At 56.0% G+C, this 24,718-nt stretch carries 16 protein-coding genes and 2 pseudogenes; 8 read left to right on the top strand and 10 right to left on the bottom strand.

What is annotated here, in order from left to right:
• Window positions 1–5 precede the first annotated feature (5 nt).
• From M2400_RS14745 to M2400_RS14715, 7 genes are read right to left on the bottom strand one after another with little or no spacing between them, the layout of a single operon-like run.
• Complete coding sequence (locus tag M2400_RS14745; protein ID WP_259196498.1) at window positions 6–320, bottom strand: DUF4387 domain-containing protein; 315 nt, start codon at window positions 318–320, stop codon at window positions 6–8.
• Window positions 317–1,690 (bottom strand): DUF1446 domain-containing protein, encoded by a 1,374-nt coding sequence (locus M2400_RS14740; RefSeq protein WP_259196496.1) that lies wholly within the window; start codon window positions 1,688–1,690, stop codon window positions 317–319. Before M2400_RS14740 ends, M2400_RS14745 begins: the two co-directional genes overlap by 4 nt.
• Before the next feature lie 22 nt (window positions 1,691–1,712).
• Entirely contained in the window at window positions 1,713–2,711 is a 999-nt protein-coding gene (locus tag M2400_RS14735) for a phosphoglycerate dehydrogenase (RefSeq protein WP_259196493.1), read from the bottom strand.
• 1 nt (window position 2,712) lies between these two features.
• Window positions 2,713–4,845, bottom strand: a complete 2,133-nt coding sequence (locus M2400_RS14730) for a hydantoinase/oxoprolinase family protein (RefSeq protein ID WP_259196491.1) — start codon at window positions 4,843–4,845, stop codon at window positions 2,713–2,715.
• A gap of 13 nt (window positions 4,846–4,858) precedes the next feature.
• On the bottom strand, window positions 4,859–6,520 hold the full coding sequence (locus M2400_RS14725; RefSeq protein ID WP_259196490.1) for a hydantoinase B/oxoprolinase family protein: 1,662 nt from the start codon (window positions 6,518–6,520) through the stop codon (window positions 4,859–4,861).
• 60 nt (window positions 6,521–6,580) lie between these two features.
• On the bottom strand, window positions 6,581–7,588 hold the full coding sequence (locus tag M2400_RS14720) for a LysR substrate-binding domain-containing protein (RefSeq protein WP_259196489.1): 1,008 nt from the start codon (window positions 7,586–7,588) through the stop codon (window positions 6,581–6,583).
• 19 nt (window positions 7,589–7,607) lie between these two features.
• Window positions 7,608–8,939: an MFS transporter gene (locus M2400_RS14715; RefSeq protein ID WP_259196488.1), complete on the bottom strand. Its 1,332-nt coding sequence runs from the start codon at window positions 8,937–8,939 to the stop codon at window positions 7,608–7,610.
• A 228-nt stretch (window positions 8,940–9,167) separates the two neighbouring features.
• Between M2400_RS14715 and M2400_RS14710 the strand changes: the two genes are divergently transcribed.
• The 7 genes and pseudogenes from M2400_RS14710 (at window position 9,168) to M2400_RS14680 (ending at window position 19,346) form a co-directional block, all read left to right on the top strand.
• The gene (locus tag M2400_RS14710; protein WP_259196487.1) at window positions 9,168–10,361 is read left to right on the top strand and encodes a citrate synthase; all 1,194 of its coding nucleotides are present in this window, start codon (window positions 9,168–9,170) and stop codon (window positions 10,359–10,361) included.
• Between the two features lie 256 nt (window positions 10,362–10,617).
• Entirely contained in the window at window positions 10,618–12,522 is a 1,905-nt protein-coding gene (locus tag M2400_RS14705) for a DUF1302 domain-containing protein (RefSeq protein ID WP_259196486.1), read from the top strand.
• A gap of 14 nt (window positions 12,523–12,536) precedes the next feature.
• The gene (locus M2400_RS14700) at window positions 12,537–13,886 is read left to right on the top strand and encodes a DUF1329 domain-containing protein (protein ID WP_259196485.1); all 1,350 of its coding nucleotides are present in this window, start codon (window positions 12,537–12,539) and stop codon (window positions 13,884–13,886) included.
• Between the two features lie 246 nt (window positions 13,887–14,132).
• Complete coding sequence (locus M2400_RS14695; protein ID WP_259196484.1) at window positions 14,133–15,080, top strand: YCF48-related protein; 948 nt, start codon at window positions 14,133–14,135, stop codon at window positions 15,078–15,080.
• Complete coding sequence (locus M2400_RS14690; protein ID WP_259196483.1) at window positions 15,077–17,443, top strand: RND family transporter; 2,367 nt, start codon at window positions 15,077–15,079, stop codon at window positions 17,441–17,443. The genes M2400_RS14695 and M2400_RS14690 overlap by 4 nt, the downstream gene beginning before the upstream one ends.
• Before the next feature lie 13 nt (window positions 17,444–17,456).
• Window positions 17,457–17,639 (top strand): annotated as a pseudogene (locus M2400_RS14685) (transposase); the annotation flags it as partial.
• Window positions 17,640–17,899: 260 nt separating this feature from the next.
• Window positions 17,900–19,346, top strand: a pseudogene (locus M2400_RS14680) (IS1182 family transposase).
• 309 nt (window positions 19,347–19,655) lie between these two features.
• On the opposite strand, the gene M2400_RS14675 reads toward M2400_RS14680, so the two are convergent.
• The 3 genes from M2400_RS14675 to M2400_RS14665 form a co-directional block, all read right to left on the bottom strand.
• Entirely contained in the window at window positions 19,656–19,967 is a 312-nt protein-coding gene (locus M2400_RS14675) for a DUF4387 domain-containing protein (protein ID WP_259196482.1), read from the bottom strand.
• Window positions 19,964–21,367: a DUF1446 domain-containing protein gene (locus M2400_RS14670; RefSeq protein WP_259196480.1), complete on the bottom strand. Its 1,404-nt coding sequence runs from the start codon at window positions 21,365–21,367 to the stop codon at window positions 19,964–19,966. The genes M2400_RS14675 and M2400_RS14670 overlap by 4 nt, the downstream gene beginning before the upstream one ends.
• A gap of 157 nt (window positions 21,368–21,524) precedes the next feature.
• Window positions 21,525–22,808 (bottom strand): CitMHS family transporter, encoded by a 1,284-nt coding sequence (locus M2400_RS14665; protein ID WP_259196582.1) that lies wholly within the window; start codon window positions 22,806–22,808, stop codon window positions 21,525–21,527.
• Window positions 22,809–23,227: 419 nt separating this feature from the next.
• Here M2400_RS14665 and M2400_RS14660 point away from each other — a divergent pair, with 419 nt between their 5' ends.
• Window positions 23,228–24,418 carry a citrate synthase gene (locus tag M2400_RS14660; protein WP_259196479.1) on the top strand — a complete coding sequence of 397 codons (1,191 nt, stop codon included), beginning with the start codon at window positions 23,228–23,230 and terminating at the stop codon, window positions 24,416–24,418.
• Window positions 24,419–24,718 lie beyond the last annotated feature (300 nt).

Raw genomic sequence — 24,718 nt, 5'->3', positions numbered from 1 at the left:
GGGGATCAAGCCTTTTTCTCAAGCTCTTCCTGGAGCAGGCAAGCCCACTGAGCGCCGTGCATATCGCGGTCCGCAATGGCACCTTGCACGATGGGTCGCGGCAGACTGATCTTGATAACGTTCAGTGCATCGATCTGGAAAATCTTCACGCCCTCGGGTGCCGTCTTGAGCAAATCCGCAACAGTCTGACTTTTCAGCTTTGGTTCTTTGCACAAGCGCTCAAACACATCGGCGTTTTCGCAAAAAATATCGACAGTCAACCAGAACGGTCCGGCGTTTTTAGAGCGTACGTCGTAGCCAGTATTTGCAAGCGCTGTCATTGGGATACTCCAAAGGTAGAAAACTCGAAAACGAATGGGGCCAATGGGTCGGTGACGGTCATCACGTGATTGAGGACAAATTCGTAGACGACGCCTCGGTCCATAGAGGCCGGTGAAAAAGGAAAAGCGTGCGTGGGCAACGACTCATCGTCTGGCAGCGGGAAGTGCAGCATGTAGGGATTCAGCAGCGACAATATTTCCCGAGTGCGCGTTTCATCCGGTGATGTGACGATGGCTAGAACACCGATTTCAACGGGATCGCCGGTGAGCGCCTCAAGGCTGCCCAAGGCCGAATCCTTGCCAATGGCGCGGAACTGCAAATCGTAGTCGGCAGCCTCAATTTCGAGACTCTTGCGAATGCGTTGGTGCATTGCCTCGTCCATGCAGGCAAGCCATTCCTCGAAGCGCGCCTTGTACTTCGGGTTACGGATGATGCACATGATGGTGGACTGGTATCCCGCCGGCGCAGCGCCCTCAAGCTTTACGGTATAGGTATCCGTTGGCGTCCATACCGAGCCTTCGACACGAACACTTTGCTCATCGAGCGCTGTGTAAGTGGCGGCTTCGACGTTTAGCGAACCACCGGGCTCTACGAGCACATACGGGTTACTGTTTTCATAAAGCATGTGCGCCATTACCGAACGCGGTGTCGCTTTCGCACCGTCGGCGATGGCCTGCAAGGTGAAGCCGTGGTCATCAATGGTGGCCATTACCACGGCCTTACCCGGCGTGGTGGTGCACATCGCACCGCACTCCAGAATCTTGCCAGCATGCCAGGAAGCGCCCGGTGCGGCACCGCGCATGATCGGCAACGAAGCCATCACCGCCGTGTCGGTCGCCCTACCCGCAAAAATAATATCTGCGCCCTTACTGAGCGCATGTATGAACGGTTCTATGCCCATCACGGCGACAATATGAGAACACCGATCAATCAGCGCTTCGTCAATTTCTCGCTGGGGTTGCAGGGAGCTGATGCGCCCTTCCCTTAGAGCCGTCTTTACCGTTTCGCCAAGCTGTTCGCTGTAGATGCATGCTACTTGGACGGTCTGGCCCAGTTCGATTGCCAGCTCCTCGCTGAGCCGACGCATCATGTTGACGCCATCGTCCGAGCCGCAGGTTCCGCAACTACCCACGATTAATGGGATACCCAGTTTTGCCCGGGCGATCATCAAGGTGCGCAGCTCAGACTTGAGCACCATGACTGACGATTTGGTCTTGCCCGTGCCCAGGTAATGCGGCCCGGAGTCAGTGGAGCCAGAATCTGTGGCGATCACATCGGGAAGTTCAAGTAGGGCCTGTTCGAAAGCAGCTAACGGCAGGCCTGAGCCCATCGAACCGGATGGGACCAGCACTTTTATAGACGTGTTCATGTCGAGTCCTTAGTAGATAGTGTTATCGGCCGTCAGCAATTGTGCAGTCGGGGGGCAGAGCCGTTCCGTCGAATACGGCAACCACGCACCGAGCCGCCACCAGGTTGGTCCGGTCAAGCCCTTCACGGGTAGAGGCGCCGGAGTGAGGCGTTGCAATGACATTCGGCAAGGCAATCAGCGCGTCGGTCACCGGTTTATAAGCGGGGTCGGACTCGCTCAGGAATACATCAAGTCCAGCGCCGGCAATGCGGTTTTCGGCCAAGGCGGTCAGTAGGTCTTTGTCGTCGACCAAACCACCGCGGGCGGTATTGATTAGGTAGGCACTGGGCTTCATCCGCTGCAAAGCAGCGCCATTGATCAAACACTGCGTGGCCGGGTTGAGTGGCGCATGCAGCGTGACGTAGTCACTTTCGGCAAGCAGCGTATCGAGGTCGACATAGGTCACACCTGTCTTCCGGGCATAATCAGCGTCAGGCTCCGGCGCCACGGCTAATATCCGCGCCTCGAAACCGATCAACCTTTGCACCACCGCTCGGCCAATACGACCCAAGCCAATAATGCCGACGGTTTTGCGGTACAGATCGGTGCCCAACAGGATCGACCAATCGCCGGCGATCATCCGCTCTTGCGACTCTCGAATGCGGTGGCCCAGTGACAACATCATTGCCAGGGTTCGGTCGGCGACGCAGGCGTCATTGCTGCCCACCGCGATGGTTGCAACCTTGCCATGGGCATTTACCGCCGCCACGTCGACACGCTCATAACCCACGCCACGGCGAGCGATGACCTGCAGGCGAGGTAAGGCGGCGAGCAAGCTTGCGGTGACATGCGCGTGGCCGACAATCCAGCCATCGCAGTCTGTTAACAGCTCCACCAGCGCCTCCTGCGAAAGACCACCGTCGGCCTGACCCGCCGGAAGGTCGGCTATCACCACCTCACAGCCGGCATCGCGTAACCAGTGGATGGTCGCCTCGTCGAAAAAACGCTGAGTGACGACAATCTTTCGTTTGTTCAACGTCATATCAGGCCACATCCGATTGACGTTCTGTCTGGGTTACCATCAGCGACGATGGATATTCGATGTCAATGACCAGGTTGTAATGCTCATCGACAGTGAACTGACAGTCCGGCCCGACGCTGCAACTCGACTCGCGCTCCTCTATTACTGCAGGTCCAGTGAGCAGGGTGCCCGGAGCAATGGCGTATCGGTCGTAGACAGCGGCAGTGAGGTCGCCAAACTCAGGAAAATACACTTGGCGCTCGCCGCGTCGTGCTTCGGTATTCGCCTGGCTATAGGCAAGGCTGATGTCTTGCTCGGGGAGCGAGGCCGTCAGCCGCCAATTGATAGCTTCAACCGGCACGCCCTTGACCATGCGATCAAAGCGCTCCAGGTATGAATCAAGGAATGCCTGACGAATCACCTCGATATCCTGGTTACCCAGCAGTCCTCTGGGGATCGGTACGGATATCTCGAAACCCTGTCCCAGGTAACGCATGTCCACTGACCACGCCATGTGAATGGCTTGTGCATTGCCACCGGCTTGTACCAGCAGGTTTGTGCAATAGGCCTCCATCTCGTCATAGATGGATTGCACGTGCGCCCAATCGGCGTGGTCGAGCTGGGTCACGTAACCACGAACTTGATCTACAGCAGGTGCGGCAACCAGGAAACCGAAAGCGGAAATAACCCCTGCGCCCATCGGGACGACCAGGCGCCGAACCTTGAGCAGCTTCGCCAACCCGTATGCGTGCACTGGGCCCGCACCCCCGAAGGCATACATGGTGTAGGCACGCGGGTCCTTGCCCTTTTCAGCCAAGTGCATCCGCGTAGCGGCAGCCATGCTCTCGTTGACGATGCTCTGGATGCCGCGTGCGACCGTTACGGCATCGGTTTCCAGGGGTTTGGCCAGCTTTTTATGCATGGCGTCCTTGACCTTGCCAAGCGACAGGTTGAGTTCACCGCCTAGGAAATACTCGGGATTGAGGTTGCCCAGAAGCAGATCTGCGTCCGTCACGGTAGGCTCGGTCCCGCCCTTGCCGTAGCACACAGGCCCCGGCACCGAACTCGCGCTTCGCGGGCCGACCTTCATCAGCCCCAGTTCATCGATGCGGGCAATCGATCCGCCGCCCGAACCGATTTCAATCATGTCAATTACGGTGACTTTAAGGGGCAGTCCAGAACCTTGCTTGAAGCGGCTCAGCCGCCCAGCTTCGAAATCATGTTTAACGTGAGGCCGACCGTTCTCGATCAAACACATCTTCGCGGTCGTACCGCCCATGTCGAAGGAGATGATCTTGTCTTCGGCGATTTGCCGGGCCGTGAATGCAGCCGCCATGGCGCCCGCCGCTGGCCCTGACTCGATTAACCGGACAGGAAAGGCCTTGGCATCATCGATGGTGGTCACCCCGCCACCTGACAACATGATGTACAGGTCGCCCGCAAAACCCAGCCCCTGCAACTCTGCGCTCAAGCTATTCATGTAGCCGTGAACCCGCGGCTGGACATACGCATTGACACACGCCGTGCTGGTGCGGTCGAACTCCCGAATTTCCGGCGCCACGCTGGATGACAGGGTCACCAGCAAGTCGGGGTAGAGTTCAGCAATGATCTGCGCGGCGCGCTTCTCGTGAACCGGGTTGCGATACGAATGCATGAAGGCAATGGCCAGCGACTCTATCTGATGCACTTCCACCAAGTGCGTCACCGCTTCGGCAACGGCGGCTTCGTTAAGCGGGGCATGCTCAACACCATCTGCCCTGATCCGGCCAGCGATACCCAGCCGCAGTGAGCGGGGAACAAGGACCGGAACGGCCTCTAGAAAAAGGTCGTCCACGTCGTAGCGACTTTCCCGGCCCATTTCCAGTACATCACGGAAACCTTCTGTGGCCAGTAACCCCACCTTCGCCCCAGTGCGCTCGAGCACCGTGTTGGTGATCAACGTCGTGCCGTGGACGATGGTCTGGATTTGCCCAGCCAACGTGTCTGTTTCCTTGAGCAGGCGCTGGATACCCTCAATAATCGCGCGGCTCGGGGCTTCAGGAGTGGTCAGACGTTTGCCGGTACGCGTGATGCCGCGCACTTCGTCATGGAAAACGAAGTCAGTGAACGTACCACCAATGTCGACGCCGATACGCGTGGTTTTTTGGACTGCCATAGTGAATTCCTCGTTACTGGGCATCGGAATACCCATAAATCTCGGCCGCGGCCTGCGTTGAAATGAAACCGTCGTCAATGTCTTGCTGGATGGCCGCTTTGCAGCGCTCGCCTACCGGGCCGTACCCGCCGCCACCGGCAAAGAAAAACGTCACGTGTTGGCCGGCCGGCAAGGACACCTGGGACTTGAGCGGTGGTCGACTTCCATCCTGGAACACCACATCGGTGGGCGCCCCGGGCAGCCCCCCGGCAATGCCCAAGGCTGGATGGTCGTGGCGGTCGGCTAGAATCGCCAACTGGACAGGCTGCTGAGTGATGTTGCGGACTTCACAAGCCTGTCCCAGGCCGCCGCGTTGGCGTCCCGCGCCGCCGGAGTCGATGCGGAACTCCTTACGGTTGACCAGGATGGGCGAAACAGCCTCCATGGCCTCGATGCTGCCGGCCCCAGAGTTGGTAGGGAACGCAGTTGTAGACAAGCCGTCGCGAGCAGATGAGGCGCCCATCCCGCCGCTGGCGAAGAGGATTTGGGAGAACGGGATACCTGCCTCACTTCGACCGCTAAAGCGCGCCCGCATTGCCGGAGTGCCACCACTGTCGGCAATAACTTGGTCAGGCAATACATCTGCCAACGCTTGGTAAATGGCGCAGCACAACAAATGTCCGGTCAGGTGCCGAGCGCCCACCGCTGCAGGGAAACGTGCATTGAGAATGGAACCCTGCGGCGCCGTGACTGTTATGGCGCGATAGGAACCCTCGTTACGACGGGTCAACGGATCCAGCACACATTTGAGCGGGTAAATCGAATAGGCCTGGGTGTAGTTCAATGTGCAGTTGGTGCCACGGGCAACTTGTGCAGAGCTTCCATTGTAATCGACGGTCATGTCCGTATCGGCGACCGTAATCGTGCAGTTGATTCGCGTGGGCAACCCATCGAAACCGTCAGCGTCTACGCACGCCGTGTAGGTACCGTCAGGTATGGCGCCGATAGCGCGGCGCATCGCCATTTCCGAATGCCCATGAACGGCGTCCGACAGGAGTTCAAAATTACGCAGGCCGGTGTCGACTAGGAACTCGATTGCCTTTTTTCGGCAAACGTCGTTGGCGGTAACCTGAGCTTCCAGGTCTCCCAACACCTGCTCAGGTAAACGCACGTTGTTGAGGAACAGCTCAAGCATCGCGTCGTTTCGTTGGCCGGCATGATAGAGGTGCATGAGTGGGATACAGATGCCCTCCTCGAACAACTCTCGGTTACCGGGCCCGGGGTTGCCGCCGGTGTCGGGCGAGTGCGCGGCAGAACCTGCGAAACCGATTAACTCGCCTTCGTAAAAAATGGGTGTGATAACGGTGATGTCGGGCAGGTGTCCCGTGGCGAGCCAAGGGTCGTTAGTAATCAGGCAATCACCGTCACGTAACGTGTGCGGTTTGAATTTCTCCAACATCGCCTTGGCTGTACGCGGAATAATGCCCGCGAAAGCAGGGATTCCACCGGAACACTCAGCGATGGACTCGCCCTTGACGTTCATCAACGTGGTCGCAAAATCGTTGGACTCACGAACAATGGTGGAGAACGCAGTACGCAGCAGCGTGGTGGCGGCTTCGTCGGCAACGGCGACCAAGCGGCTCCACCATATTTCGAGCGTAATCGGATCTATATTTTCTTTTTTTAAGTGATTCATAACCGCTCCAGGTACACAGTCAGGTGCGTCCGCAAACACACCGCAATGACGGGTTGAAAATCAGCAAGCGGCTCGGTAGTCAGCCCCGGTGTCAGCCAGCTGTTTACCAGTGTCGATGCTGGTCTCAAGGACCGACAAGTGATCTTTTTGGGTGGCAGCCGTCGTTACTTTCGATGGCTGTCTTTCGCGTAGAAGATGGGCGATCAAACGCCGCGTAACGGGCGAGTTAACTTCCGCTGGCCGTGCACAAAGCATGAAGTTTCCGCCTGCCCACGTTTCGTCCAAGGCAATGACTCGCAAATCGTAAAGCGCCGTAAATCGCGCAATGGCTTCCACAGGAAATATCCCGATCGCATGGCCCGACTTGATCACTCTTAGCGCGGCATCAAATGACGAAACGTAAAACCGAATACTCACCTCACGATCCATATCCCGAGCCAGCTTTTCCATCGGAGGTTGCAACGCTGCGTTCAGTGAAAGCGCAACGTGCTCGTAGATCAGGGTTTCGTTGAAGGCAACACTCGTGCGGCAGGCCAATTCATGCTGCGGGTGAACGACCACAGCGAAACGATCGGAACCGCAGGGGTAACTCAGCAAACCGTGCGGCACTGGCATTTCCCGGCAGATACCAATATCCGCAGAGCCATTTTCTACGCTGCGTAACACCTGGGTCGTCACGGCTTCATCAAGGCTGATTCGAATGTGAGCGTTGTCGCCTAGAAAGGTTGCCAAGCACTCCGGCAGAAACTCGACCATTGCTGTAACCACGGACAGCACTCGAACATGGCCGCGAATGCCATCGCCGTACTCTCCGACCTCGGCTCGCATTCGAGCCAGGCTGTGCAAGATTTGCCGGGCATGCAGCAGCAGCGTTTCACCTGCCGCCGTCATGCGCACACCACGGGGTTCGCGAGTCAGTAACGTGGTACCGAGCTCCGCTTCCAAGTCCGAGATTCGCTTGCTCAAGGCCGACGGCGAGAGACACTCACGCTCCGCCGCACCGGCAAGGCTTCCCACTTCGCAAACAGCAACAAATAACTTCAACGACACTGGATCTGGATACGTCATCACACCCCCCACCGAACATTCACTGCTCTTTCATCTTCAGTGCTTGCAACGAGGCTTGCTTTGATTTGTGGCGAGGTATCACGATGAACAAAGTCATTAGTGCCGCCAATAACAATGCACCGCTCAATACGAACAGCCCCGCCGAGGACGTACCGGTCGCCTTCTTGACCACGCCCACGATATAAGGGCCAACGAACCCACCGCAGTTACCTAGCGATGAAATGATTGCCGCAGCAACCGCCACCGTTGGTTTGCTAAACAGCTGCGTCAACATGGCAAAAAATGGCGATTTCGTAGCGAAGATTCCGGTCAGCGCCAACGTAATTGCCGCCATGCCTAGGTAAGGGTCTTGAGTGGTTCCTGCGACGAACAGGCCTATCGCCCCCAGCAATAACGGAATGGCAGTAAAAAATTTGCGCTCATAGAAGCGGTCCGACAAACGCGCCCAAATCACGAGACCAACACCAGCCGCCGCATACGGAAGGCCGGCGATCAAGCCAATTTGAGTCAATGAAAAAGCCGCTGAAAGGTTCTGGACTATCTGGGGCAACCAATAGCCGATACCCAATGCACCTACTTGGGAAAGGAAATAGATGACCGACAGATAAAGGATTATGGGGTTGGTCAACGCTTGCCACGTACCCAAATGAGTAACGGGAGGCTGGCTGGCTTTTTCTCGCTCAAACTCGGCCGCCAACCAGTCTTTCTCACTCTGAGTGAGCCAGGTGGCTTTCTGCGGGCTGTCTAACAAGTAGCGATAACACAGCACGCCGCCCACTATCGCGGGTAACCCTTCCAGAAAGAGCATCCAGCGCCACCCTGCGATGTCGCCGAGTGTGACGTAGTGCATCAGCGCAGTGCTGAGCGGCGCTCCCACCAGATAAGTAACAGGCGCTGCAAGCAAGAACAGGCCGGTTGCTGTGGCACGCTCCTTTTCGCGAAACCACAAGGCGAAATAGAACACCATGCCTGGCAGGAAGCCTGCCTCAGCGACGCCGAGTAAGAACCGTAAAACGTACAGTTGATTTGCGGTTTGAACGAAAGCCGTCAGAGTCGCAACCACACCCCAGGTCAGAATGATTCGAGCTATCCAAACCCGCGGCCCAAATTTGATCACCAGCATGTTGCTGGGCACTTCAAATAACACGTTGCCTATAAAAAAAATCCCTGCTGCAAACCCGAACGCCTCACTGGTCAGTGCCAAGTCAGCGTTCATCTGCAGCGCGGCGTAGCCCAAGTTGACTCTGTCCAGAAAGGCTACGAAATAGAGAAAAAAGGTAAGGGGGATAATCCGCAGCATGACTTTTCGGATGATCTTTTTAACGGTGACGGGGGCAAGCTCGGGACTCATGTCGGTCTCCTGGGGAGCGCGTATTTCTTGTTTTTGTGGGCGGACAATTGCCGTCTGTTTTTTTCTGCAAAAAAATCTGGGCTGAGACGACCTAACTGGAGACGTCATGAGCCTTGGCTGCGTGCGGACCAACATATAGCCAGCTGTAAAAGGTGTAAATCTCTACTGGATCAATCAACCTATTACAAATAAGCTGCTACTCCCAACCTCATCAATGAGTCGAAAGCCATGCCAAGCGAAGACGATTTGTACATGAGCGCCGACGAAGCAGCTGGATTGCTCGGTATTGCTCATAAAACTCTCTATGCCTACGTGAGCCGCAAAAACATCCGCTCGCTAAAGGTTGGCACATCGCGCAGCCGCCGCTATTGGGCTGCTGACATCCACCGACTACTCGTCGAGCAGGGCGCCGCCGCTGCTCCAGCGCCGCCCCCGCAGGTGGCTACCCGCACGAACATCACTCTGCTGACAGAGCAAGGCCTTTACTATCGAGGCCACGACGTAGCGGTGCTAGCTGAAAGCTCAAGCGTCGAAAGCGTCGCCCAGATGATGTGGCAAGTAGATGGCGCATTCGACCATCCCCTGCCCAAGGTGCCAGCCGGCGCAACTGCAATTCTCGACGCCATGGCGCAAACGTCCGCCGTTGAAAAAGCCATCGCCCTGTTCCCGCTCATCGAACGCGACAATCCCCGCGCCCACGACTTGTCGATGCAGGGCCTAGCCCGCACGGGAGCTGAGGTGATGCGCTGGTTTGCTGCGCTGATCGTCGGCGCGAAGTGCCCGGCTGTCGGCCCACTGCCACAGGCAATAGCACGCGCGCTGGAGCTGGACGAAGCTGGGGAGGACTTGATTCGGCGAATTTTGATTCTCAGCGTCGACCACGAGTTCGACCCTGCCACTTACACCGTCAGAGCCGCCGCCAACGCTGGTGTAACCCCTTACTACTCGACAATAGCGGGGCTATCCACATTCAGGGGGCGGCGTCTGAGCTATGCCCGCACGGAAATGATGGTGCGCATGCTGGAAGAAATTTATGTGGCCGACGATCCTCGCGAGCCCATTCTGCTGCGCAACCGGCAGGGTGAGCCAGTCCCCGGATTCGGCTCAAACCAACACAGCATTGCTGACCCGCGCGCAAAGAGCCTGCTCAACCATCTGCGTCGAATTTATGCGCACGATGAAGACTTTCAGCGCCTGCTCATTGCTGCCGAGACGGTAGAAGAAATCTCCGGCAAGCCTCTGGACTTCATTCTCCTGCTGGTTTTTTGCGGCCGTAAATTGAATATGCGCGGACAGGAAATCGTGCTTGCCGGCCTGGGTCGCATGGTCGGTTGGCTCGCCCACGCCAGCGAGCAATATCACCAGCACGACTTGATTCGCCACCACGCTGTGTACACCGGCCCCCTTCCCGGCCCCGCGTAACCCGCGCCATCGCCCAAGGAACGCCCTACCCATACCCGCAATCCCTAAGGTTGATTGATCCCGTAGAGATATACAGCACCGAAATGATTCATTAGCCTTCGGAAATCCTAGTTAGGTAGATACATCCACCAATGTAATCAACCTAACCAGCGGTGCTGGACGTGGACCTCCATGGTAGCTCCGCGGCTATCGTCCAAACAGGCGAAATACGCGGGAAAACTCGATACAAAAACAACAATAAGCAGGGGTGGGCGAAATGAAGCTTTCAGGTAACTCCCGATTCCGGGACGGCAACTGGCTGTACAAATTGCCGCTGGTGCTTGCGCCGTTGGCGTGCACGATCTCCATGACTGTGCGAGCTAGTGATTTCGAAATTGGCGAAGTGAGCGGGCGCTACAACGGCAGCATAAGCGCTGGGGGTATTTGGAATGCCTCAAAGCCTCAGGCATCAGCCATTTCCCAGGGCAACGCCAATAGCATTGGCTATGGATCGGCGGGCCAGTTCAACCCCAATGGTGGGCGCACGGGTGATGACAGCCGCCTCAACTTCCACAAGCGTGGTGAGCTGGTTTCCTCGCCAGTGACCGCGTTGGGTGAAATTGAATTCAAGTGGCAAAACTATGGCGCCTTTCTTCGCGCGAAGGCTTGGTATGACTACACGCTGAATAACAAAGACGTGCCATTTGGTAACTCCACAAACGGCTATGACCACAATGCGCCCCTGAGCGACAGTCACTTCGATGACCTTGCCAAGTTTCAAGGAATCGCGCTTCTGGATGCCTATGTATTTGCCGACTACGAGATCGGTAGCCACCCCCTGAATGTGCGGGCCGGTAATCAAGTGGTGAACTGGGGGGAAGGGTTGTTCTTCCAAAATGGTATCAACTCGATAAACCCGATTGACTCCGCAGCCTTGCGGCGGCCCGGCGCTCAGGTGAAAGAGGGGTTGCTGCCAGTCCCGATGCTGTACGGCAACTTTGGTGTGACCGATAGCCTCAGCGTTGAATCGTTTTATCAGTTGGAATGGCGCAAAACGGTGCTTGAGGGATGCGGCACGTACTTCTCCACCAATGACTACGCCGCTCCCGGTTGTTTCGGCATACCTCAAAGACCCAGCGCAAACGATCAGATCAGTATCGAGACGGGCCAATACATCGCCCGCGCAAAAGATAAAGAAGCCCGTGACAGTGGGCAGTTTGGATTGGCGCTGAAATACTTTGCCGACAGCATAGGAACCGAGTTCGGCGCCTACGCTATGAAAATTCACTCACGTACGCCCTACATCAACACCATCGCCGATCAGCGCCTGTCCGGTGCGGGTTGGCAGAATCCGACAACCCAAGCCATCGCTGATGCGAACGCCAAATACTACGACGCATTCCCCGAAGACATCCGCATCTTTGGCCTCAGTTTCTCAACCGAAGCGATGGGTTCTACGGTGTTCGGCGAGTACAGCTACCGGCCCAATCAGCCGGTGCAACTGAATAGCTCGGACACGCTTCAGGCCTATGCTGGCGACCCGAGTTCAGCCCTCAACGGTACCGGTGGGTTCGGCGGCGTAGTGGTCCCGTTACCTCAGGGGCCGGACGGCCTGGCAGCGGCACCTGGGGCCAAAGTGAACGGTTATGACCGCCTCAAAATTTCACAGCTATCTCTCGGCACTACCCGAACGTTTTCTCAGGTATTGGGGGCGGACAGCCTAAGCCTTACGGCAGAGGCCGCTGCGAAGTACATCCATGATCTACCGAGCCTTGATGAGCGGCGTTATGGTCGTACCGACATCTACGGCACGGACATGGCGAACGGTAGCGCGAAGGGCTGCCAGGTCGGCGTGCCGGTCGAAAAGTACAAAAAATACGCGTGTACCAGCGACGGTTTCGTAACTGCTTTTTCTTGGGGCTATCGACTCAGAGGGCAGTTGAACTATCCGGGCGCATTTCTCGGTGTGAACGTCTCGCCATATGTGGCATTCGGCCAAGACGTCAAAGGTTGGTCGTATGACGGCAACCTCGTTGAGGACAGATTGACCGGGTCGGTGGGGATCAGGGCGGACTATCGCCAGACCTATTCAGCAGACCTTTCATGGTCCGGCAGCGGCAATACGCCATACGCGTCTACCGACAAGGACTTCATTGCCCTTAGCGTACGAGCGGGTTTCTAACCAGGAGGCACACAATGAACAACAAATACCTCTATACAGCACTACTCTCGAGCGTGATTGCCCTGGCAAGTGGCGCGGCGACCGCTCAGTTGAGCGAAGGCGAACTCGCACGGCTCAGCCAAGACTTGACCCCTACCGGCGCGGAAAAAGCGGGGAATGCTAATGGCACCATCCCTGCCTGGGACGGTGGCCTCACCAAGGCTCCCGTGCCGTTCAACCGAGAGAAAGGCTACGTCGACCCATACGCCGCCGACAAGCCACTGTATACAGTGACCAGCGCCAATTCGGCTCAGTATGCTGACAAGCTGGGAGCCGGCTATAAAGCCATGCTCTCCAAATTCCCTGACTTCAAGATGATCGTCTACCCGACGCATCGAAGTGCAGCGCTTCCCCAAGCCGAGTACGACCAGATCCGTAAGGAAGCGGCCAACGTGAAGCTCGCCGATAACGGCGCTGGAATGGTCGGTTATCAACGTACCACTGTGCCGTTCCCTGTTCCCAAGCAAGGGCTTGAGGTTATCTACAACCACTATGTGCGTTATCGCACGGGCGAGATCCACAATTATCCCACCGAAATGGTGGTGCAGGGTTCTGGCGGCTTTACACCTACCCACCGTGAATCAATCTTGGTCATGGCTTCAGCCTTGAACAATCCAGAACCGAATCGTCTCTACTACACGTTGCTAAAAATCACTGGACCAGAAAGCGTCGCTGGCACAGTGACTTTGGCGCACGAACCCATCGACCAGACCAAGGAAACTCGCTTGGCTTGGCAATACAACCCAGGGCAACGCCGAGTCCTTCGGGCGCCGGAAGCAAACTACGACACGCCAGTGTCGACGGCAGACGGTTTGCGCACCAACGACATGATCGATATGTACAGCGGTGCGCCCGACAAATACAACTGGAAGCTCATCGGCAAGAAGGAAATGATTGTTCCGTACAACACCTACAAACTGGCTGATCGCTCCCTAAAATACGAGGAGATTGCTAAGGCTGGGCACCTCAATCAAGACCTGTTGCGCTATGAACTGCACCGCGTATGGGTGGTGGAAGCCACGCTCAAACCGGACGCCAGGCACATCTATTCCAAGCGGGAATTTTACGTAGACGAGGACAGCTGGAACATCCTTGCCGTCGACCTATTCGACGGAAATAACGGGCTCTGGCGGATGCAGGAAGCCCACACATTGCAGCGCTACGACGTCCTGTCGAACCTTCAAATCAGCGACGTGAGCTACGACCTGCAATCTCAGCGTTATGCCGTTTATGGCTTGGAAAATGAGGAAAAGCCTGCCGAGTTCGGCCTCAAGTCGAAATTCACCGACTTCAGCCCGGCAGCGCTACGCCGCAGCGGTCACTGATCGATAAACGCTGGCGTACTCAGGGTGGGCAACTGGTGTTGCCTGCCTCTTTCCAATTCAGAGACACGCACCATGCAAATATCTAGACGCCCCGCGTTGCTGGGCATTGCGGTCTGGCTATGCGTCGCTTCGCATCCCGGCAATGCAGCTGCCCTTGCGGATCGGCTGCAACGTGAAGCGCCTACCCAGCCAACTCCCACTCGCCAGCCACTTACTAGTGTGCAGCAGCACAACGGAACCCTCGTCATGGTCGGCGCCAATGGACTAATACTGCTCAGCGACGCCAACGGCACCACCCAACAAGCCCAAGTGCCCGTAGACCTGCTGTTGACCTCAGTTTATTTCGTCGACGCTCGCAATGGCTGGGCAGTGGGTCATGACGGTGTAATTCTTAACAGCTCCGATGCAGGTGCTACCTGGACGACCCAGAGCGATGGCGCCGCTATCGGCAAATTGATGAAACTGAGTGCTGAGCAACGTATCGCTCGGCTACAAGCCGAAACGCCCAGCGACGACGTTAATAGAGCGCTGGACAACGCCAACTTCATGCTCGACGACGTCAACGCTGGATTGCAGTCAGGGCCGTCCAGACCCTTGCTGGACATCTGGTTTCGTAATGCCGACGAAGGCTGGGCGGTGGGTGCGTATGGGACCGTACTGCACACCGTGGACGGCGGTAAACAATGGCAATTCATGGAAGGTTTGGACGACCCTGAACGTCTGCATCTGAATGCCATCGTCGGCTTAGCAGATGGCACCCTCTTAATTGCCGGTGAAGGTGGCCGAATTTACCGCTCCATAGACGGTGGCAACCGCTGGACGGCGCTACCGGCCACGACGCCTGCCTCGCTGTACAAATTGATCGCACTGCGCGATGGACAAGTGTTTGCGCTGGGGTTTGGCGGCACGCTGCTTAGCAGCAAAGATCAAGGACAGCACTGGCAACTCATCCCTCTACCCACGCATGCCAACCTCTACGGGGGCGCCCAATTGCCGGACGGTGATTTAGCGCTGGTGGGTCAGGCTGGCACTGTTTTGTTAAGTCAGGACTCGCGCAACTTCAGGCGCTGGCAGGGACGTGGAAGAGCCGCGTTACTGGGTATAGCGATGTTATCGGATGGTCAGATCGCACTGATCGGCAGTGCCGGCTTGAGCCGCATAGCGCTATCGGAAATTGAGGCCAACCTGCAATGAATTCGCCAATCAAAATTGAAGCAACGACCCGTGAGGCCTTTTTCCAACGCCTTGTAACACGGATCGAGAACCTGCTATTCAACCACCGCCCAGCCGTGTTGGTCATGTCCATCGTGGTTGCATTACCGCTACTGTATTTGGCCTCTCTGCTGCGGCCCGACGCCAGCTTTACCCGGATGATCCCCACTCACCACCCCTACATAACGCACTACCTCAAATACGAAGACATACTTCGTCCGCAGAGCAATGTTCTGCGCGTGGTGGTGGAAAGCACTAACGGTGAGGACATTTTTACGCAGTCCTACATGGAAACGCTTCATAAAGTCACCGATCGTATTTTCTATATTCCGGGCGTCGATCGAGGCAACCTGAAATCGCTATGGACGCCCAATTCAAAGTGGTCGGAAGTCACCACCGACGGTGTTCGGGCTGGGCGGATTATTCCAGACACCTACAAAGGCGATGCGCCGTCACTAGTCCAACTACGGCAAAATATTCTTCGCGCCAACATGCTGGGCAGCCTGGTCGCTAACGACTTCAAGTCCACCGTCATCTTGGTGCCACTGCTCGAGCAAGATCCTCAGACCGGCAAGCCACTGGACTACGGCAAGTTGACGCAAGCGCTGGAAGTTGAGGTCCGCGAGGCATTTGACGGTCACGGCGTGCAGATACGGGTGATCGGGTTTGCCCAGATCATCGGTGACTTGCTGGCAGCGGCCGCAGACGTTGCGCTGTTCTTCGCTATTACCGTACTGCTGATCAGCGCCGTGCTCTACGGCTATTGCCGTTGCTGGCGAAGCACGGTGGTTACGGTGCTCATTTGCCTGGTGACGGTGGTCTGCCAGTTGGGCTTGCTCAATTTGCTAGGCCTGGGATTGGACCCCTATTCGATTTTGGTGCCCTTTCTCATTTTCGCCATTGGCATCAGCCACGCCGTGCAAAACATCAATCTGATGATGAGTGAGATGGCCTCAGGGGCAACCTCACTCGAAGCATCGCGCAAAACGTTTCGCGCCCTATTCATACCCGGCGCCACCGCACTTTTGGCAGATGCGGCGGGCTTCATCACGTTGCTGGTGATACGGGTCGGCGTTATAGAACAGTTGGCAATTGCCGCAACCATCGGGGTGTTCGTTGCGTTGTTCACCAAGATGTTCCTGCTTCCCGTCTTGATGTCTTACGTTGGCATCAGTCGAGGCGGGCTGCGCAAGCAACAAGCACGACTGAACTACTCATGGCCGATATTCAGTCGCGTCTCCCGGGTAGTCGAGCCACGATTTGCCTGGCCCTTGATCGCTGTCAGCCTGTTGTTGTTGGCCTACGGTTATGACGCTCGGCAGGACTTGAAGATCGGAGACCTGAACCAGGGGGCGCCCGAGTTCCGGGCGGACTCGCGCTACAACCAAGACAACGCCTACCTGCTGGCTCACTACAGCACCAGCACCGATGTGTACGTGGTGATGCTTACTACGCCCAAGGAACAGTGCGTCCGCTTCCACGCAGCGGACCTTGCCAACCAGCTTGAACAGACACTTCGTGCGGTACCCGGCGTAGAGTCCGTTCAGTCGCTGTACCAAACCATGCGATTCAATATCGTGGCGCGCAACGAGGGCAACCCCAAGTGGGCCGAATTTTCCCGAGATAAGTTCGTCATGAACTCCGCGCGCGCGGGCGTGACATCAGAGTTGGTTGATGCCAATTGCAGCGTGGCCCCCATTAGCATTTACCTTGCCGACCATAAGGCGGAAACGCTAACGCGGGTAGCCAGTGCGGTCAGCGAGTTTTCTGCAAAATACTCGACGCCTGATCTGCAAATTCTGCAGGCCGCCGGCAACGCCGGTATTGAGGCTGCCACCAACGAAGTCATCGCGAGTTCCGAAACGCCGATGTTGATTTTGGTGTTTGCGATTATCAGCGCCGTAGTGTTGTGGGAGTTCCGCTCACTCAAAGTCACCCTTGCGCTGATGGCCCCTCTCTACCTCGCCACTGTTCTGTGTGAGGCGGTCATGGCCAAACTGGGGCTGGGGGTTAAAATCGCCACACTCCCGGTCGTGGCGCTTGGCGTAGGCATCGGGGTGGACTACGGCATCTACCTCTACAGCCGATTAGAGGGTTTCCTGAAGCAGGGAATGGACATGCGCACCGCTTACTTCCAGACGCTCAAGACTACCGGTAGCTCTGTTGCATTTACCGGTCTTACCTTGGCTCTTGGCGTGTCGACGTGGATCTATTCGTCAATAAAGTTTCAAGCGGATATGGGCTTGCTGCTCGTCTTTCTTTTCCTATGGAACATGCTAGGTGCGCTACTCCTAATGCCTGCCCTTGCCGCGGTCCTGCATCGTCGGAAGCGGTTGAGTAGCTGACCTTTGCGCCACGAAAAGATGGGCGGTTGAGCATCCCTTCGGGACGCTCAAACAATGGATGGGGGCGACGCACTTCTTGACGCGAAAGCTCAACGGGGTAAGCGCCGAGATGAACTTGAACGTGCTCGCCTATAACTTGAAGCGAGTTTTGACAATCCTTGGTGCTAACGGCTTGATGAGGGCGTTGTCGGCCTGAAAAGGTCGGGTTTTGGCCCCTCCAATAAGCTGTGAATCCCTGCTGGTGGGCTCCAGGCCTACACTGATCGACCATGGAGCTTCAGGTGCATTTCCGTCACCGAACAGACGTCGGCGCTCCGCGCCGACGATGCCAGATAGCGTTTTTACACACTCAGGGCCAAGAGCTGCCAGTTGTGACAGTCCGCTTTGGGGCCAGGCTGTGTGAAAACGCCTGTGTTTGTCTAACCTTTTGATCGTCTAGATTGTATTGGGGCGATCATGAAGCGATTCATTGAAGGTGAGGCTCGGACGCAAGTCACGCGTTGCTGCCTGAGTGCTTGGACAATTACGTAGCCGAAGAAAATCCACTGCGAGTGGTCGACGTTTTCGTCGATGAACTCGACCTGGGCGCACTTGGATTTGAAGGTGTTGATCCTGCCGCAACGGGGCGTCCGACCTACCATCCAGCGATCTTGCTGAAGATCTATGTCTACGGCTACCTGAATCGGATTCAGTCCAGCCGCCGGCTGGAACGGGAGGCCGAGCGCAATGTTGAGTTGATGTGGCTCACGGGGCGTTTGGCTCCGGACTTCAAAACCTTTTCCGACTTTCGCAAAGACAACGGCAAAGCCATTCGCAGCATCTGCCGCCAGTTCGTAGTGCTTTGCCGCACCTCGATCTCTTTTCCCAATCAATCATCGCCATTGATGGCAGCAAATTCAAAGCCGTCAATAATCGCGACCGTAACTTCACCCAGGGAAAAGTGAATGCACGCATGCAGCAGATCTAGCAGAGCATTGACCGTTATTTGGCGGCGATTGATTCGGCGGATCGGGCAACATCCGAAGTAGCCGAGGCCAAGGCCGAGCGGTTGAAAGAAAAGATAGAAACGCTGAAAAAGCAGATGCAGAAACTCAAGGACATTGAGGCGCACTTCACGACAGTCCAGACCAGCAAATCTCTCTTACCGAACCAGATGCACGTTCAATGGCCACGAGCGGCCGAGGTACCGGAACGGTTGGCTATAACGTACAAACAGCCGTCGACGACAAGCACCATCTGATCATTGCCCATGAGGTGACCAACGTTGGCAATGACCGGACGCGACTCAGCAATATGGCGAATCAGGCGAGTGAAGAGATCGGCGATGAGTCGCTGACGGTGGTGGCCGACCGAGGCTATTACAAGGGGCTGGAAATCCTTGCCTGCGAGCAGGCGAGTATCACCACCTTCGTACCGAAACCCCTGACCTCAGGCAGCAAAGCCGAAGGCCGATTTGGTAAGCAGGACTTTATCTACATTGCTGCATCGGACGAGTATCGATGCCCTGCGGGGCAGTTACTAACCAGGCGGCATTCGTCGATGGAAGACGGCATGTTATTGCATTGTTACTACTTCTCTGGCTGCCAGTTCTGCTTAATGCAAAATCAATGTACGACGGGTAAGGTAAGGAACGCCGGATAAAGCGCTGGGAACATGAAACCATAGTCGATGCGATGCGATGCAGGCTCGGCTGGATCATGACCCAACGATGATGAGGCGTCGCCGACAGACTGTTGAACATCCTTTTGGATCGCTCAAATACTAGATGGGAAGTACCCACTTCGTGACCAAAACCCTTCCGAGGGTAAGCACCGAGATGAGCCTTCATGTGCTCGCCTACAACCTCAAACGGATGATGAGCATCTTCGGCGTCGCAGGACTGCTTGAAGCGATCAGGGCGTGAATCCAGCCGTTTGATCGTCCGTGAGTGGCCCTCGTGAGTACTTTTCAGTCCGCGTGACAGACTTTTTTCGCATAGGAACTGAGAGAGTATTGCCTTTTGGTATCAACGACAGATTTTCCATAGAATTGTTAGTAGGGCGAACCCAGGAAAATCAATGCCTCCAGCGGGTAGGTCACGAAAGGCTTTGTTTGCTTCAAGTGTTTGTATACTGCAAGAATCGGTTAGACCCCATCCGCCTCACCTAATCAGCGTAAACAGCAAACCGATTCTCAGGGCTGCGCGATGCGCGGAGCCCTATAGTTCATGGCATCAAACGCCCGCGCGGGCTAACACCTCGGTCAGCACATGGCCCCACTGGGCACCATGCATGTCGCGGTCGTGTAACGCGCCTTGGGTGATGGGGCGCGGCAGTGTAATTTTCACCACATTCAACGCCTGCACGCGGAACACCTTCACCTGGTGCGGGTCGCCGTGCAGCATGCGGGCTACCGCTTCTTCGGCTAGTAAAGGCTCGGCGCTCAGTTGCTTAAAAACCTCGGTGTTGGCGCAGAAAATGTCGAAAGTGAGCCAGAAAGGCCCGGCGTTTTTAGAACGAATTTCATAACTATGGGAAACACTCATACTTGGGCTCCTGTACTCTCATTTTCTAATGGGGTGTTATTTACCGTCGTGAAGTCGAATCGGAACGGTGCCAATGGGTCGGCCACCACTATGACGTGGTTAAGCACGAACTCGTATGCCATGCCCCGATCCATGGACGCTGGTGACAGTGGGAAGGCATGGGTCGGCAGGTCTTTGTCATCCTGAAGGGGTAAATGCAGCATGTAGGGATTGAGCAAGGCGATGATGTCTTGGGTGCGCGAAGCTTCTGGCGTGGTGACAATTGCCAATACCCCGATTTCCACTGGTTGGCCTAACTGGTTTTCGAGGTCGCCAAGTGCAGAATTCTTGCCAATTGCGCGGAACTGCAGGTCATAATCTGAGGGGACAATGCTCAGGATTTTCTCAATGCGCTTACGCATGATGTCGTCCATATACGCCAGCCATTCATCAAACCGGGTGATGTATTTGGACCCGCGCACCACGCTCAGCACTACTGACTGATAACCCGTTGCTGCTGCACCCTCGAGCTTCACCGTATAGTGTTCGCTCGGTACCCAGACCGAGCCTTCGACCCGTACGCTGTTTTCACTGATAGCGGTATAGGTCGCAGCCTCGACGTTGAGTACGCCACCCGGCTCAACTAGCATATGAGGGTTGCTGTTTTCGTAAAGCATGTGCGCCATTACTGACCGCGGTGTAGCTCGAGCATTTTCACCAATCGCAGTCAGGGTGAAGCCCTGCTGGTCGATTTCTGCCATTACCATTGCTTCAGTGGGAGTAGTTGTGCACAGCGCGCCGCACTCAAGAATTTTCCCCGCATGCCAAGCGGCTCCCCAGGGCGCACCACGAAAAATCGGCAGGCAGGCGAGTACGGCGGTGTCAGTAGCACGGCCCGCCAGCACTATGTCGGCGCCCTGTTCCAGCGCATGGAGAAAGGGCTCAACGCCCATGGCGGCAACAATGTGGGAGCAACGCTCAATTAGCGCTGGATCGATGGAGCGCACCGGGTTCAAGGGCACTACTCGGCCATCTTCCAATGCCTGAATAACAGTGGCAGCGCTTTGTTCGCTGTAAATAGCGGCGATCTTCACTTTCTGTTGCAACTCTGCGGCTACTTCTAGGCACAGGTTACGCATCAGGTCGACACCGGCGTTGGAGCCACACGTGCCACAGCTGCCGATAATCAGCGGAACACCCAGATCAGCGCGTGCCTTCATCAACGCTAGCAACTCCGCCTTTAGCACTGCGTTGGTCGACTTGGTTTTACCCGTACCTAGGTAATAAGGTCCAGAGTCAGTCGATCCGGCGTCCATGGCTATCACATCTGGCCTTTCCAGTAAGGCGCGTTCGAAGATATCAAGCCGCAGCCCCGAGCCGATCACGCCAGTGGGCACGAGCACCTTTACATTGTTGTTCATGGTCATTCCTCCGTTTAAAAATTGTCGCGCTCATCTGCGATAACGCAGGGAGACGGCGATGTGTCGCTTTTCAGCAATGACTTTCTCGTGGCAAGCCGCCGCCTATCCCTTTGACCGCCAGGTCAAGGGCAGGGAGAAGCAGAAAAATTAGGTGGTGCTAGATAATGGCGCCCGTTGCTAACGCGGCGAGAATCAACACAAAAGAGCTGCCAAACGCCCAAATCAGGCAGTACCGCTGCAGGTCACCTACATCGCGTTGTAGTAAACCGCTCAACAGGTACGCCGGAGCCAGTAGCGGGCTCAGACCATGTACCGGCTGACCAAGCAGCGAGGCGCGGGCAATGTGCAATGGGTCGACCCCGTATTGCGCCCCCGCACCACTAAGAATGGGTAGGATGCCGAAGAAGAACGCGTCATTGGACATGAAGAAGGTGAAGGGAATGGCTGCCACTGCAGCTATCACACTCATGTATGGGCCAGCCGAATCAGGAACTATATTAAGGAATGCCTGAGACATGGCAGCCACCATTCCCGTCCCGCTCAGAACTCCGGTAAAAGCGCCTCCGGCGAAAATCAGCGCGATCACGGTAAGCACACTTTCCGAATGAGCGGCGATGCGCTCTTTCTGGTCGACCAGACGGGGGTAGTTGATCACCAGCGCCACGGCCAACCCCCCCATCATTAGCACCGGCAGGGGAGCAAGCCTCAATCCCATCGACATCACCAAACCGAGAGTCAGGGCTAAGTTCACCCAGATCAGCTTGGGTCGATGACTGTGTTTATCGATGTGCTGTATTTCCACAGTCGCTGCAGTCGCTCGCCCAGCTACCCAACCCAAGCGTTTGCGTTCACGCATGCCTAGCCACCAAGCTGCCGCAAAGGCATAAGCCAGCCCGATCACAAGAGTTGGCAGCAACCCGGTGAATACCGTCATTGCGTCCAGGTGCAAGGCGCTGGCGGCACGTGCGGTTGGCCCACCCCAAGGCACCACGTTGAGGATGGTATTGGTCAGCAGCAACATCACTGCGAGAATCAGGGGGTTCATACCTAAGCGCAGGTAGACTGGCAGAAATGCGCTGATCACCACCAGCACAGTGGTGGAGCCGTCGCCATCGAGGGAGATGATCGTCGACAGCGCAGCGGTACCAATAGTGATGCGCAGCGGGTCATCTCCTACCGAACGCATAATCCGCCGAATCGCCGGCTCAAACAGGCCGGCGTCATACATCACGGCAAAAAACAGAATGGCGAACATCAGCATTATTGCCGTAGGTGCCACCTTGAGGATACCGCCCATCACCATCTCGCCTGTCTGTGGGCCACTACCGATGGCTAGACTAAACACCACAGGCACCACAATAAGCGCGACGATGGCGGACAACCTTTTGCTGAGGATCAGCAGCATAAACACCAGCACCATGCCGAAACCAACCCAAGCCATTTTCTTATCCTTATTCTTATGAAAACCGTTGGTGGATTGCTGGTTTAAGGCCTCGCAAAAGCGGGAGTCAACCAGCAGTACACATGTATAACGCCGAGAAAATATATATATATGAGTTTTGTGTAAATCTGTATTTTTATCGTACACTTGAATATAATCACCAAAAAACACACAAATTTTCATAGCTATACCGCGCCGCATCCAGGACAAATCCTTCCTGTATAAAGATCCAGGTACCGGCGCTTATGAGCGGTGTTGCTGACCGTCGAGGCGCAATGAGTAAAGGCTTAAATAACCTCCATGGGGCAATCGTAAGCTCCAGTGCAAGGATAGAAGCCTCATTGCAAGCATTTACAGAAATCTAACCAGTCGACTACCATCCGTAAATCTGTACGAACTCCGTCTATATAAGAGTCGCCATGCTTAACGAAGATGAGCTGTACCTGTCCGCTGAGGAAGCCGCCAACTTGTTGGGCATCAATGTGGCGACCCTATATGCCTACGTAGGCCGCAAAAACATTCGCTCGATCAAAATTGAGGGGTCCCGTAAGCGACGCTATTGGGCGGCGGACATTCAACGCCTTACCAAGGATGGGAAAGCTCCCGAGCGTACGCCAAGCAAGCGCGGCAATGCCGACTCCTACAGCTCCCTGACCCTGTTAACGGAGAGCGGCCTGTACTACCGCGGTCGGGATGTCACTGAGCTGGTAGAGGAAGCCACGGTGGAGGAAGTGGCGGAAATGTTCTGGCAGGTGCCCGGCGCTTTTGGCACGGTTCTACCTCATATGCCAGAGGGCGCGGCGACTTTGCTGGAGTTGTTTAGCCACACCTCCGCGGTGGAAAAAGCCATCGCCCTGTTTCCGCTGGTGGAGCGGGAAAATCCAAAGGCCTTCGACCTGACTCCAGAGGGTTATGCACGTACCGGCGCCGATGTGGTCCGTTGGTTTGCCGCGCTGGTGGTGGGAGCAAACGTGCCGGATATCCGACCTCTGCATGAATACATTGCAACTTCCTGCGGGATGAACCAGCATTTCGCCGACTTGATCCGTCGCGTGCTAATTCTGTGCATCGACCATGAACTTGTCCATTCCACCTACAGCGTGCGCGCGGCGGCCAATACCGGGGTGACTCCTTATTATGCAGCGATTGTGGGCTTGGCGGCCGCTCGTGGACGACGCATTGCCTATGGCCGCAGTGAGGCGGTAAGCCGCTTGCTGGATGAGGTATGCAACGCCAAAGATCCGGCCCAGCCAATTCTTCAATATTACAGCCAGGGCGATGATATTCCGGGGTTTTGTGCCTATACGTATAGCATCGCCGACCCACGTGCGATCAGCCTGAAAAACACCCTAGACATTATGTTTGCCGACGACCCCGATTACCTTCGTTTGCTCAAGGCGATGAATGTGGCTGAAGAGTTAGTGCAGCGACCGGCGGAGTTTGTACTGTTGGTGAGTTTTGTTGGCCGTAAGTTAAACCTCGTCGGCCAAGAGTTAGCGCTGTTGGGGGTAGCACGGCTGATTGGCTGGATTGCTCATGCCAGCGAGCAATACAACCAGCAATTGATGGTTCGCCATCGCGCCCGCTATACCGGTGCCCTCCCCGGATAATCATCTACGGGCGATCTCTGCCGCCGCCCGCTTCTCCTTTCCCAGTTCTCTCCTAAAACTTGCCGCGGCAGCTAACGGCTGGTGCGTCGACGCGCACCAATCATGTACAAATTCCGTACAGATTTACATCGCTCACAAGCATGTATAACGTACCTTCGTGCTCATCGAATACATGTGTACAAATAAGTGCATGTATCTTTGAGTCCCAAGCTTAAGGTGCCGGAAATGCAGCACTAGCCCATTTCCGTATCCAATAATAAGAAAGGTGAAGATACGTGAAACTAATCATCAAGCGGCCCG

It is taken from the genome of Pseudomonas sp. BIGb0558 (assembly GCF_024807515.1).
GTDB classification, from domain to species: Bacteria; Pseudomonadota; Gammaproteobacteria; order Pseudomonadales; family Pseudomonadaceae; genus Aquipseudomonas; species Aquipseudomonas yamanorum_A.
The sequence above is the reverse complement of the archived record's forward strand: the minus strand, read 5'-3'. Positions and strand labels throughout refer to the sequence as shown.